General features: G+C 66.8%; 11 protein-coding genes. 7 read left to right on the top strand and 4 right to left on the bottom strand.

Annotated elements, in window-relative coordinates; genetic code table 11:
* Nucleotides 1-2: 2 nt before the first annotated feature.
* The 4 genes from sdhA to KF708C_RS07490 form a co-directional block, all read right to left on the bottom strand.
* The gene (gene sdhA / locus KF708C_RS07505) at nt 3-1,781 is read right to left on the bottom strand and encodes a succinate dehydrogenase flavoprotein subunit (protein WP_029043134.1); all 1,779 of its coding nucleotides are present in this window, start codon (nt 1,779-1,781) and stop codon (nt 3-5) included.
* A 3-nt stretch (nt 1,782-1,784) separates the two neighbouring features.
* Entirely contained in the window at nt 1,785-2,150 is a 366-nt protein-coding gene (gene sdhD, locus KF708C_RS07500) for a succinate dehydrogenase, hydrophobic membrane anchor protein (protein WP_020200776.1), read from the bottom strand.
* Between the two features lie 11 nt (nt 2,151-2,161).
* The gene (sdhC, locus tag KF708C_RS07495) at nt 2,162-2,572 is read right to left on the bottom strand and encodes a succinate dehydrogenase, cytochrome b556 subunit (protein WP_029043135.1); all 411 of its coding nucleotides are present in this window, start codon (nt 2,570-2,572) and stop codon (nt 2,162-2,164) included.
* Between the two features lie 262 nt (nt 2,573-2,834).
* Nucleotides 2,835-3,656 carry a GntR family transcriptional regulator gene (locus tag KF708C_RS07490; RefSeq protein ID WP_029043136.1) on the bottom strand — a complete coding sequence of 274 codons (822 nt, stop codon included), beginning with the start codon at nt 3,654-3,656 and terminating at the stop codon, nt 2,835-2,837.
* 340 nt (nt 3,657-3,996) lie between these two features.
* Here KF708C_RS07490 and KF708C_RS07485 point away from each other — a divergent pair, with 340 nt between their 5' ends.
* The 7 genes from KF708C_RS07485 to KF708C_RS07460 all read left to right on the top strand — a co-directional run bounded on the left by KF708C_RS07485 (nt 3,997) and on the right by KF708C_RS07460 (nt 13,253).
* Nucleotides 3,997-4,980 (top strand): malate dehydrogenase, encoded by a 984-nt coding sequence (locus tag KF708C_RS07485; protein ID WP_059411346.1) that lies wholly within the window; start codon nt 3,997-3,999, stop codon nt 4,978-4,980.
* Between the two features lie 134 nt (nt 4,981-5,114).
* Nucleotides 5,115-6,095, top strand: a complete 981-nt coding sequence (locus KF708C_RS07480) for an HpcH/HpaI aldolase/citrate lyase family protein (protein ID WP_059411345.1) — start codon at nt 5,115-5,117, stop codon at nt 6,093-6,095.
* A 302-nt stretch (nt 6,096-6,397) separates the two neighbouring features.
* Nucleotides 6,398-6,952, top strand: a complete 555-nt coding sequence (locus tag KF708C_RS07475; RefSeq protein ID WP_020200781.1) for a hypothetical protein — start codon at nt 6,398-6,400, stop codon at nt 6,950-6,952.
* A gap of 113 nt (nt 6,953-7,065) precedes the next feature.
* Entirely contained in the window at nt 7,066-8,517 is a 1,452-nt protein-coding gene (locus tag KF708C_RS07470; protein ID WP_059411344.1) for a bifunctional 2-methylcitrate dehydratase/aconitate hydratase, read from the top strand.
* 266 nt (nt 8,518-8,783) lie between these two features.
* Nucleotides 8,784-11,489, top strand: a complete 2,706-nt coding sequence (acnA, locus tag KF708C_RS07465) for an aconitate hydratase AcnA (RefSeq protein ID WP_059411343.1) — start codon at nt 8,784-8,786, stop codon at nt 11,487-11,489.
* Between the two features lie 243 nt (nt 11,490-11,732).
* Nucleotides 11,733-11,882 carry a hypothetical protein gene (locus KF708C_RS36365; RefSeq protein ID WP_020200784.1) on the top strand — a complete coding sequence of 50 codons (150 nt, stop codon included), beginning with the start codon at nt 11,733-11,735 and terminating at the stop codon, nt 11,880-11,882.
* Nucleotides 11,883-12,050: 168 nt separating this feature from the next.
* Nucleotides 12,051-13,253 (top strand): DUF2863 family protein, encoded by a 1,203-nt coding sequence (locus KF708C_RS07460; RefSeq protein WP_029043139.1) that lies wholly within the window; start codon nt 12,051-12,053, stop codon nt 13,251-13,253.
* Nucleotides 13,254-13,303: the final 50 nt, after the last annotated feature.

Genomic DNA, 13,303 nt, shown 5'->3' with positions numbered 1-13,303 from the left:
GCTCAGAAGGTCCGGGCCTTGGGCGGAACGCTTTCCACCGTCAGCGGCTCCATCTTCACCGGCTTGTAGTCGAGGCGATTGCCTTCGCTGTAGAACAGCGTGTGCTTGAGCCAGTTCTGATCGTCGCGATTGGGGAAGTCGCTGTGGGCGTGCGCGCCGCGCGATTCCTTGCGGGCTGCCGCCGAGATCATGGTCGCCTTGGCCACTTCCACCAGGTTGGACACTTCCAGGGCTTCCACCAGCGCGGTGTTGAAGACCTTGGACTTGTCCTTGAGGTGGATGTTGGCAGCGCGCTCGGTCACTTCCAGGATGCGCTCGACGCCTTCGTCCATCAGCTTCTGCGTGCGGAACACGCCGGCATGCGACTGCATGTTCTTGCGGATGTCGTTGGCCACGTCCTGGGTGTACTCGCCCGACGACGACGACTGCAGCTTGGCCAGGCGCGACAGCGCGCGGTCGGCGGCGTCGGCCGGCAGCGGCTTGTGCTCCTTCTGCTTGATCGCGGTCGCGGCGATGTGGTTGCCGGCCGAACGGCCGAACACCACCAGGTCCAGCAGCGAGTTGGTGCCCAGGCGGTTGGCGCCGTGCACCGACACGCACGAGCATTCGCCGATCGCGTAGAAGCCGTTGATGACCTCGTTGGGGTTGCCGTTCTTCGGCGCCACCACCTGGCCGTGGAGGTTCGTCGGGATGCCGCCCATCTGGTAATGGATGGTCGGGACCACGGGAATCGGTTCCTTGATCGCGTCGACGTTGGCGAACTTCAGGCCGATTTCGCGGATCGACGGCAGGCGCTTCATGATGGTGTCCGCACCGACGTGGGTGAGGTCCAGCAGCACGTAGTCGCCGTTCGGGCCGCAGCCGCGGCCTTCCTTGATTTCCTGGTCCATCGAGCGCGAGACGAAGTCGCGCGGTGCCAGGTCCTTCAGCGTCGGCGCGTAGCGCTCCATGAAGCGCTCGCCGTCCTTGTTGCGCAGGATGCCGCCTTCGCCGCGCACGCCTTCGGTGATCAGCACGCCCGCGCCGGCCACGCCGGTCGGGTGGAACTGCCAGAACTCCATGTCTTCCAGCGGCACGCCCGCGCGCGCCGCCATGCCCAGGCCGTCGCCGGTGTTGATGAAGGCATTGGTGGAAGCGGCGTAGATGCGGCCCGCGCCGCCGGTGGCGAACAGCGTGGTCTTGGCTTCGAGGATGTAGACTTCGCCGGTTTCCATTTCCAGCGCGGTCACGCCCAGCACGTCGCCGTCCTCGTCGCGGATCAGGTCCAGCGCCATCCATTCGACGAAGAAGTGGGTCTTGGCGCGCACGTTGCGCTGGTACAGCGTGTGCAGCAGCGCGTGGCCGGTGCGGTCGGCCGCGGCGCAGGCGCGCTGGACCGGCTTCTCGCCGTAGTTCGAGGTGTGGCCGCCGAACGGGCGCTGGTAGATGGTGCCGTCGGCGTTGCGGTCGAACGGCATGCCGAAGTGTTCGAGCTCGTAGACCACCTTGGGCGCTTCACGGCACATGAATTCGATCGCGTCCTGGTCGCCCAGCCAATCGGAACCCTTGATGGTGTCGTAGAAGTGATAGTGCCAGTTGTCCTCGCTCATGTTGCCGAGCGAGGCGCCGATGCCGCCCTGCGCCGCGACGGTGTGCGAGCGCGTGGGGAACACCTTGGACAGCACGGCCACGTTCAGGCCGGCTTCCGCGAGCTGGAGGGATGCGCGCATCCCGGCGCCGCCCGCCCCGACGATGACCACGTCGAAACGTCGACGCGGCAATCCAGTCTTGACTGCGACCATTTATTACACCCTCCAGAGAATCTGAGCAGCGTAGCTCGCACAACCGACGAGCCACAGAATCGTAAGAACTTGCAGCACGAGGCGCACGGCCATCGGCTTCACATAGTCCATCCAGATGTCGCGCACGCCGATCCAGGCATGGAACAGCAGCGACAGGATGGTGAGGAACGTGATGACCTTCATCCACTGATTGGAGAAGAGACCCGCCCACGCTTCGTAGGAAGCGCCGTTCGAGAGCAGGAAGGAAATCGCCAGCACGACGGTGAAGACCACCATGATGACCGCGGTGACGCGCTGCAGGAGCCAGTCTTTCAGACCGTAGTGCGCACCGACGACAAGACGCTTGGGACCGATATTATTATTTGCCACCTTGACTCTCCTCAAAACAGGCCGAACAGCTTCAGGCCGAAAATCGCGGTGAGCAACAGGCTGACGACCAGCACGGCGACGGCGGACTTGGCCGAGGCGGGCTTGGTCACGCCGACGTGCACGTCGAGCAGCAGGAAACGGATGCCGGCGCAGAAATGGTGCAGGTAGCCCCAGATCAGGACCAGCAGAACCAGCTTGACGAAGCCGCCGGACAGAAGCGCCGAGAACTTTGCGAAGCTCAGTTCCGAGGTGACGCTTTGCTCGAACAGATAGAGCACGAAAGGAAGGAGGAGGAACATCAGGGCACCGCTCGCGCGATGCAGGATGGACACCTTGCCGGCCCAGGGCAACCTGTAACGCGCTAGCTGCGTGACATGGATGTTCCGGAACTCCGGCCTGGCTTGTTTGACGGCTTCAGCCATGCGAGACCCCATTTTGCGGTAAACAAAAAACGAAACTACTCAATGCCCTGCATGCAAATGAATGCAGTTGGAGCAAATCCACATAATTTTAGCGCCTTTGTTGCGCGGCGCACCAATAATTTTCAGCTATCGCGCACCAACATGGCGTGCCCGACAATCGCACGCGGCTACGCCACGGCGTAATATTTCCCTGCTTCGGCGCAACGGCGGGCAGCCATCATCGCGACGACAGCAATAATCATCCGGGATAACCACTCGGCAGCTAGCTCAAATCGTTCTGATAATAGTGCCGGGTAGTGACATACAAACCGCGCCGGACTTCGACGGGGCGATCGCCGTAGGTGAAGGAGACACGCTCGACGGACAGCAGCGGCGTGCCGGCCTCCACGGACAGCAGGGCGGCGGTGGCGGCATCGGCGGCCACCGCGCGGATCTTTTCCGAGGCCCGGATCATGCGGGTGCCGAACTCGGCCTCGAACAATGCGTACATCGGGCCCTTCCACTCGGTCAGCTTCTCCGCGGTCAGGCCTTTGAAATTGGTGCCCAGCAGCCAGATCTCGTCCAGCACGGTGGGCTCGCCGGAGAAGAACAGCACGCGGCGGATCTGCACCACGCTGTCGCCGGTGCGGATGTCGAGCAGGCGGGCGATCTCGGCCGGGGCGCGCAGGCGCTTGCACTCCAGCACCTGGCTCGCGCCATAGTGCGGCTCGCCCTCATCGGGCACGAGACGCAGGAAACGGAACTTGACGCCATCCTCGTGATGGGTCGTGACGAAGGTGCCCTTGCCCTGGCGGCGCGCCACCAGGTTCTCGGCGGCGAGCTCGTCGATGGCCTTGCGCACGGTGCCCTGGCTGACCTTGTAGCGGGCCGCCAGGTCCATCTCGCTGGGGATCATCTCCCCCGGCTTCCATTCGCCGGACTGCAGGCTCTGGGTGATGAGCGCCTTGATCTGCTGGTAAAGGGGGCTGAACGTGGGCGAAACCGCCGCGACGGGCGATTGCGCTCCGGCGCCGGACGTAGCGGCGCCGTTATCCTGCGCTGCGGCAACGGCAGTACCAACGAGGGGCGTGGGCAGGGATGACATAGCCGAATTTCACCACAAAACGGCGGAGGGCGTCCAGCGCGGCATCAAATGTCTTATGTCTTATATAAGACATATGAATTGACATTGCAGATATGGGCGCCTACACTCCCGCTGGTTTCGACGCCGGCACCGCTCTGGATACGGCACCCCTCTTCGCAGTAGACTTACGCCTTGTCGCACCCCATGACCCGTTGTGGCTCACTCCAGTCGGCATCGCTCCCAGCGCGCCGGCGGACTGCCGCCTGCCGCCGTGGCGACGAACCCGCACCCGGTGACGTCCGGACCACCGTCCGGCGCGACACTGTCCAGTTTCCCCCTCTTTTCGTTTGGAGATGTACTCATGGCTAAAGCCCCAATGCGCGTCGCAGTGACCGGCGCCGCTGGCCAGATCGGCTATTCCCTGCTGTTCCGTATCGCCAACGGCGACATGCTGGGCAAAGACCAGCCGGTCATCCTCCAACTGCTCGACCTCCCGCAAGCCCAGGCCGCCGTCAAGGGCGTCGTGATGGAACTGGAAGACTGCGCGTTCCCGCTGCTGGCAGGCGTGGTGATCACCGATGATCCCAAGGTCGCCTTCAAGGACGCCAACGTGGCCCTGCTGGTCGGCGCCCGCCCGCGCAGCAAGGGCATGGAGCGCAAGGACCTGCTCGAAGCCAACGCCCAGATCTTCACGGTGCAGGGCAAGGCGCTGAACGAAGTCGCCAGCCGCGACATCAAGGTGCTGGTGGTCGGCAACCCGGCCAACACCAACGCCTACATCGCCATGAAGTCGGCGCCGAACCTGCCGCGCGAAAGCTTCACCGCCATGCTGCGCCTCGATCACAACCGCGCGCTGTCGCAGATCGCCGCCAAGATCGGCAAGCCGGTCTCGTCGATCGAGAAGCTGTTCGTGTGGGGCAACCACAGCCCGACCATGTACGCCGACTACCGCTACGCCACCGTCGACGGCCAGAGCGTCAAGGACCTGATCAACGACCACGCCTGGAACAACGACGTGTTCCTGCCGACCGTCGGCAAGCGCGGCGCCGCCATCATCGAGGCGCGCGGCCTGTCGTCGGCCGCCTCGGCCGCCAACGCCGCCATCGACCACGTGCGCGACTGGGTGCTGGGCACCAACGGCAAGATCGTCACGATGGGCATCCCGTCGAACGGCGAGTACGGCATCCCGGCCGACACCATGTTCGGCTACCCGGTGACCACCGCCAACGGCAAGTACGAGATCGTCAAGGGTCTGGAGATCGACGCCTACAGCCAGGAAAAGATCAACATCACCCTGAAGGAACTGGAAGAAGAAAAGGCCGGCGTGCAGCACCTGCTCGGCTGATCCGCTTCAGATCCAGTCCCAGGCAGCGCCGATGACCAGGCCGGAGCCCCGCAACGATTCACGGATCGGCGCGGGCTCCGGCTTTTTTCATGCCCGCGCCGCCCGGCCCTCCCACCTCGAAAAGAATCCATAACGTGCACCCCTCCGAGGTCTTGTTCCAGGGCGAAGCCATTGCGGCCCAACTGCCGGTGTGCGACCACTACGCCGGCAATGAGAAGCTGATGCTGAAATCGCTGGCCCTGCAGCAAGAGCTTGGGCCGGTCTTCGACATCACCCTCGACTGCGAGGACGGCGCCGCCGTCGGCCTCGAGCGCGAGCACGCCGAACTGTGCGCGCGCCTCGTCAACGGCCCGCAGAACCGCTTCAACCGCGTCGGCGTGCGCATCCACGACCCGGCCCACCCGGCCTGGCGCGCCGACGTCGACATCCTGGTCGGCAGCGCCGGCGCGCGCCTGGCCTACGTGGTCGTGCCCAAGGTGGCCGACGTGGTCGAGGTCGCGCGCGTGACCGACCACGTCAACCAGGTGGCGCGCGCCGCCGGCATTGCCCGCCACATCCCGATTCATGTGCTGATCGAGACACACGCGGCGCTCGAGCAGGTCTTCGACATCGCCCGCCTGGTGCAGGTCGAATGCCTGAGCTTCGGCCTGATGGATTTCGTCTCGGCCCACCACGGCGCGATCCCGGGCGAGGCCATGCGCTCGCCGCAGCAGTTCGAGCACCCGCTGATCCGGCGCGCCATGCTGGAGATCTCCGCCGCCTGCCACCGCTACGGCAAGGTGCCCTCGCACAACGTCAGCACCGACATCGCCCAGCCCGAGCGCGCCGGCGAGGACGCCCTGCGCGCGCGCGCCGAATTCGGCTACCTGCGCAAGTGGAGCATCCACCCGAGCCAGATCGGGCCGATCGTGGCGGCCTTCCGCCCGAGCGGCGCGGAGATCGGCACGGCCAGCGAGATCCTGCTGGCCGCCTACGAAAACAACTGGGCGCCGATCCGGCACCAGGGCCAGCTCCACGACCGCGCCAGCTACCGCTATTACTGGTCGCTGCTGCAGCGCGCCCACGCCACCGGCGCGCGTCTGCCGGGCACGGTGCTGGACTGCTTCTTTCCATGACCGCGGCGGCCCGCCCGCCAGACCGCCGACCGCCCCGCCAACAGACAGGAGACGCGATGCCAGAGCAGCAGCCCGCCCCGCGGCCAACCCCGAAGCCCAAGAAATCCGTCGCCCTGTCGGGCGTGGCCGCCGGCAACGCCGCGCTGTGCACGGCAAGGCGCGTGCGGCGGCGGAATTGTGTAACCAATGGAAGGTGTGCTTCGCCCGGACTTTCAAATCGTAGAGAATAGCGGCGGATATGTGGCTGCCGGCCCCTGGCCCCCGTCACCCGCCTTTGACCCAACCATGAAGGAACCCACAGAATGAAGCATCTCGTCCTCGCCGCCTGCATCGGCGCCTTTTCGCTGACCTCCGCCGGCGTTGCGATGGCCCAGGAACCGGCCAAGAAGGCCGCTCCCGCCAAGAAGGCGCCCGCCCACAAGGCCGCCCCCAAGAAGAAGGCAACCGTCGCTGCCAAGGAAGTCCCGGCCGTGCCGGCCGGCGAGAAATGGCAGTGCGAACTGGGCCACTCCCTCTACATCAGCGGCAACATGCTGCGCGACGAAGTCATCGCCGTGAACTGGGAGGGCAAGGAATACCGCCTGCCGCGCCAGTCCACCGTGACCGGCGCCGACCGCTATTTCGACGCCCGCTCCGGCATGGACCTGGTGGTGATCCCGAGCAAGGCCATGCTGTTCAACAAGAACGCCGGCCAGCGCCTGGCCGACGAATGCCAGACCGCCGACATGCTGGCCGGCGGCTCCGCCCCGACCCAGGCCGGCGCACTGCGCGCGCCGGTGGCCACGCCGCTGCTGGTGGCGCCGCCGTCCGCGCCGGCCACCGCCGAGGCCGGCCAGCCCGCCACCGCGCAGAAGTGACGCCGCGCGACGCCGCCGCGCGGGCGTCGCACCGACATCGCGGAGCATCAGTCATCGGCAGTATCGGAAAGGCATAAAAAGGCACCAGGCAGCACAAATTCCCGAGGGGACCCATGTCTGCACCTATTGCGAACGTCCGGCCGGAGCCCGATCAGGTACTGGCCGACATCGTCGACTACGTGACCGGCTACCAGATCAAGAGCGCGCTGGCCTTCGACACGGCCCGCAACTGCCTGATCGACACCCTCGGCTGCGGCCTGGAAGCCTTGTCCTACCCCGCCTGCACCAAGCTGCTGGGCCCCATCGTGCCGGGCACGGTGGTGCCCAACGGCGCCCGGGTGCCGGGCACCCAGTTCCAGCTCGACCCGGTACAGGCCGCCTTCAGCATCGGCGCCATGATCCGCTGGCTCGACTTCAACGACACCTGGCTGGCCGCCGAATGGGGCCACCCGTCGGACAACCTCGGCGGCATCCTCGCCACGGCCGACTGGCTGTCGCGCAACCACGTGGCCGCCGGCCGCAAGCCGCTGGCCATGAAGCAGGTGCTCGCGGCCATGATCAAGGCCCACGAGATCCAGGGCTGCATCGCGCTGGAAAACTCGTTCAACAAGGTCGGCCTGGACCACGTGGTGCTGGTCAAGGTGGCCTCCACCGCCGTGGTCGCGCACATGCTGGGCCTGGCGCGCGAGGAGATCATCAACGCGGTCTCGCTGGCGTGGGTCGACGGCCAGTCGCTGCGCACCTACCGCCACGCCCCCAACACCGGCAGCCGCAAGAGCTGGGCCGCCGGCGACGCCACCAGCCGCGCCGTGCGCCTGGCCCTGATGGCCCGCACCGGCGAGATGGGCTACCCCTCGGTGCTCACCGCCCGGGGCTGGGGCTTCTACGACGTGCTGTTCAAGGGCCAGCCGTTGCGCTTCCAGCGCCCCTACGGCACCTACGTGATGGAGAACGTGCTGTTCAAGATCGCCTACCCGGCGGAATTCCACGCGCAGACCGCGGTGGAGGCGGCCATGACCCTGCACGGCCGGCTCGCCGCCGCCGGCAGGACGGCCGCCGACATCCGGCGCATCACCATCCGCACCCACGAAGCCTGCATCCGCATCATCGACAAGACCGGCCCGCTGGCCAACCCGGCCGACCGCGACCACTGCATCCAGTACATGGTCGCCGTGCCGCTGCTGTTCGGCCGCCTGACCGCCGGCGACTACGAGGACCGCATCGCCGCCGACCCGCGCATCGACGCGCTGCGCGCCAGGATCGCCTGCGTGGAAGACCCCGCCTTCACCGCCGACTACCACGACCCCGACAAGCGCGCGATCGCCAACGGGCTGACCGTGGAGCTGAACGACGGCACGGTGCTGCCCGAGGTGCTGGCGACCTACCCGCTCGGCCACCGGCGCCGCCGCGCAGAGGGCATCCCGCTGCTGGTGGAGAAGTTCAGGACCAACCTCGCGCGCCGCTTCCCGGAGCGCCAGCAGCAGGCCATCCTGGCGGTATCGCTGGACCAGGCGCGCCTGGAGGCGATGCCGGTCCACGAGTACGTGGATCTGTACGTCATCTGAGCACCGCGGGCGCGCGCCGGGCGCCGGCTTGCCCTACAATCGACGCGGTGCAAACGTTGGCCTGGCCTCGTCTGCGCAAGACAGCATGCGGTGGCCGGCAATAGAATCGGCAGCACGGCCGGCGGCACGATCGGGGAAACAGGGAAGCAGAGAAGCAAGAAAAAAAGCAGCAGGCATCAGCATGGCGCCCCCGCCGGCGGCCGCAGCACGAATGACGGATTTACGAATCAAGCCAGTCCGCACCATCTTTCGAATGGAGTAAGGCAATGCCCCACAATCTCAATAAGACTCTGAAAGAATTCAAGATCAGCCCGGGCCTCAAGGGCCAGTACTATTCCCTGCCGCAACTGGGCAAGGCGCTCGGCGTCGCCATCGAACGCCTGCCGGTATCGATCCGCGTGGTGCTCGAATCGGTGCTGCGCAACTGCGACGGCAAGAAAGTCACCGAGGAACACGTCAGGCAGCTCGCCAGCTGGAAGCCGGTGGCCGAGCGCGTGGACGAGATCCCGTTCGTGGTGGCGCGCGTGGTGCTGCAGGACTTCACCGGCGTGCCGCTGCTGGCCGACCTGGCCGCCATGCGCAACGTGGCCGAGAAGATGGGCAAGAACCCCAAGAAGATCGAGCCGCTGGTGCCGGTGGACCTGGTGGTCGACCACTCCGTGCAGATCGACCACTTCCGCGAGAAGAAGGCGCTCGACCTCAACATGCAGCTGGAATTCCAGCGCAACAACGAGCGCTACCAGTTCATGAAGTGGGGCATGCAGGCGTTCGACACCTTCGGCGTGGTGCAGCCGGGCTTCGGCATCGTGCACCAGGTCAACCTCGAATACCTGGCGCGCGGCGTGCACAAGAAGGACGGCGTGTACTACCCGGACACCCTGGTCGGCACCGACAGCCACACCACCATGATCAACGGCATCGGCGTGGTCGGCTGGGGCGTGGGCGGCATCGAGGCGGAAGCCGGCATGCTGGGCCAGCCGGTCTATTTCCTGACGCCGGACGTGGTCGGCGTGGAGCTCAAGGGCCGCCTGCGCGAAGGCGTCACGGCCACCGACCTGGTGCTCACCATCACCGAGATGCTGCGCCGCGAAAAGGTGGTCGGCAAGTTCGTCGAGTTCTTCGGCGAGGGCACCGCCAGCCTGGCGCTGCCGGACCGCGCCACCATCGGCAACATGGCGCCCGAGTACGGCGCCACGATGGGTTTCTTCCCGGTCGACGAGAAGACCATCGACTACTTCAAGGGCACCGGCCGCACGGCCGAGGAGATCGCCGCGTTCGAGGGCTATTTCCGCGCCCAGGAGATGTTCGGCGTGCCCAAGGCCGGCGACATCGACTACACCAAGGTGCTCACGCTCGACCTCGGCAGCGTGACCCCCTCGCTGGCCGGCCCAAAGCGCCCGCAGGACCGCATCGAGATCGGCAGCGTCAAGGCCACCTTCGCCTCGCTGTTCGCCAAGCCGGTGGCCGAGAACGGCTTCAACAAGGACATCGCCGAGCTGGACAAGACCTACACCACGAGCAACGGCGTCGACGTGAAGAACGGCGACGTGCTGATCGCCGCCATCACCTCCTGCACCAACACCTCCAACCCGAGCGTGCTGCTGGCCGCGGGCCTGCTGGCCAAGAAGGCGGTGGAGGCCGGCCTCAAGGTGGCGCCGCACATCAAGACCTCGCTCGCCCCCGGCAGCCGCGTGGTGACGGAATACCTGCAGGCCACCGGCCTGCTGCCGTACCTGGAAAAGCTGGGCTTCGGCGTGACCGCCTACGGCTGCACCACCTGCATCGGCAACGCCGGCGACCTCACGCCGGAACTGAACGAGGCCATCACCAAGAACGACCTCGTGGCCGCCGCGGTGCTGTCCGGCAACCGCAACTTCGAGGCGCGCATCCACCCGAACATCCGCGCCAACTTCCTGGCCTCGCCGCCGCTGGTGGTGGCCTACGCCATCGCCGGCAACGTCACGCGCGACCTGATGACCGAGCCGGTCGGCACCGGCAAGGGCGGCCGCGAGATCTACCTGGGCGACATCTGGCCGAGCTCGGAGGAAATCCACGCCCTGCTCAAGTTCGCCATGAACGCCGACGTGTTCCGCACCAACTACGAGCAGGTCAAGAAGCCGAGCAAGCTGTGGGCCAAGGTCAAGGGCACCAAGGGCCAGGTCTACGACTGGCCCGCGTCCACCTACATCGCCGAGCCGCCCTTCTTCCAGGACTTCGGCATGGAGCCGGCCGCGACCCAGGCGAGCGTGCGCAACGCGCGCGCGCTCGGCGTATTCGGCGACTCCGTGACCACCGACCACATCTCGCCGGCCGGCTCGATCAAGGAATCCTCGCCCGCGGGCAAGTACCTGCAGGCCAACGGCGTGCTCAAGGCGGACTTCAACAGCTACGGCTCGCGCCGCGGCAACCATGAAGTCATGATGCGCGGCACCTTCGCCAACGTGCGCATCAAGAACCTGATGCTGCCGGTCAAGCCCGACGGCTCGCGCGTGGAAGGCGGCGTCACGCTGCACCAGCCTTCCGGCGAGGAAATGTCGATCTACGACGCCGCCATGCAGTACATCGCCGAAGGCACGCCCACCGTGGTGTTCGGCGGCGAGGAATACGGCACCGGCTCGTCGCGCGACTGGGCGGCCAAGGGCACGCAGCTGCTCGGCGTCAAGGCCGTGATCACGCGCAGCTTCGAGCGCATCCACCGCTCCAACCTGGTCGGCATGGGCGTGCTGCCGCTGCAGTTCAAGGGCAACGACAGCGTGCAGACGCTCGGCATCATCGGCAACGAGACCTTCGACATCGAAGGCATCGAGGGCGAACTGAAGCCGCAGCAGGACGTCACGCTGGTGATCAAGCGCGTCAACGGCGACGTGCAGCGCGTGCCGGTGCTGCTGCGCATCGACACCCCGATCGAGGTCGACTACTACAACCACGGCGGCATCCTGCCGTTCGTGCTGCGCCAGCTGCTGGCCGCCTGAGCGGACGGCCCCCTCGCGGGGCTTGCCGGCAGGGTCCGAAGCCGCTGGCCGCGCCTCCCCCGGGAGGTACGCGGCCAGCGGCTTTTTCGTTCCCGAAAGCGCCGCAGGCGCCGCCTGGCGGATGGTGGCCCGGCCGCCGGCCTGTGTAAGTTCCACGCAAGCCTGCGCTGCGACACTGCCATCAACAACAAGAAAGCACCGCGCGCGGCGGCTTCCGACACGCATCCCATCCCGGAGACAAACATGGCAAAGATCTTCATCGCATTCGTCGTCATCGCCGGCGCGGCGCTCTACCTGCTCACCAAGGGCGGCGGCGACATTTCCATCGGCGGCGAGCAGCACAGCGTGGAAAGCCACGCGCCCGAAACCCCGCAGCCGCCCGCGCAGAAATAGGCGGCATCGGGACCGGCATCCCGGCGCATATCGGGCCGGATGCCCGGCCAGCGCGCGGGCGGCACTGCCCCGCCCGCGCCCGGCGGCGCCCATGCGGCGGCGCACGCCATGTTTTGTCAACGTAGCGAGTAGAATACCGTTTTACCGAAAAACGGATGATCTCGACTTATGGCAGGTTTTCGCCCCAAGGCTTCCCAACGTCTTTCGCCTGACGCCGAGCGTCTGGTGGCCGATGCGCTCGCGCTCGATGCCTCGGGCAGCCGCATGGAGGACGGGTACTGGGAGCGGCGGCTCTCGCAACGCCTGGGCCGGCTGCTGAAGAACGGCAGCCAGTCCGCGCTCGACGCGGCGCTCGAACACCTGTTCAAGCACAACGCCGACGCCTCCGACGTGCTGGCCGAGCAAGCCGAGACCCTGGCCGAATCCGCCACCGTCGACATCGACGGTGTCAGCTACGATGCCCTGCTGATCGCCGCGCCCATCCTCGCCCACACGCGCTACGCCATTCCCTCGGGCGCGCTCAAGCCCGAGCTGGCGCAGACGCTGTCGGTGCACCTGCAGGCGCACGTGCTGGCCGCGGGCACGCGCATGGCGCTCTCGCCCTACCTGTACAGCATCGACCAGCTCCCGCGCACGCACAGCGACACTTTCGCGCTGACCTACAAGCTGGTGTCGGCGGCGATGTCCGGCGCCACGCCCAAGGTCGACCTGCGCGACCTGCCGGAAACCGCGCCGATCCTGGCCGACCCGCGCTACCTGCTGGCGGTGGTGGTGGCGCCGCACGAGCAGGCCCTGTTCCGCTGGCAGGAAGACGCCAAGGACCACCACGCCGAGCGCTCGATGTGCCTCGAGCAGTGGCGCACCCAGGTGCAGCCGTCGATCGCGCTGCTGCTGCCGGGCTGCGAGTTCGAGCTGCTGCTGCCGGACGCCTTCTTCCTGTCCTGCCGCGAATCGGACAAGAGCATCCGCCCGCTCACCGTGCGCGCGGCGGTCAACTACCTGTGCGGCACGCTCGACGTGCCCGCCGGCCAGATGGCCGCGGTGGTGGCCGCCTTCGGCGAGGAGGAGGTCGAGGAATACCGCGTCGGCTTCACCATGCGCGGCGAGAAGGACGTGATCTACGGCATCGTCTGGCCGGTCTACGGCCGCGAGTCCGGCGAGATCGACGCCACCGACAAGGACAACCCGCTCGAGCAGATCTGCGAGGAGCTGCGCAACGCCGGCGTGGAAGACATCTTCCGCCACGCCGCGCTGTTCGACCCCGAGTATTGCGAAGACTGCGGCACGCCGCTCTACGCCGACCGCTCGGGCGAGATCGTGCACGCCGAACTGCCCGAGGACGCGCCGACGCAGCAGCCGCTGTTCCACTGAGCGCGCCCCTTCCCCGCTCGTTCGCCGACGGCCCGCCTTGCGCGGGCCGT

The sequence above is a fragment of the Cupriavidus basilensis genome, assembly GCF_000876015.1.
In the GTDB taxonomy this organism is placed as follows: Bacteria; Pseudomonadota; Gammaproteobacteria; order Burkholderiales; family Burkholderiaceae; genus Cupriavidus; species Cupriavidus basilensis_B.
This window is presented reverse-complemented; position numbering and strand designations above follow the sequence as displayed.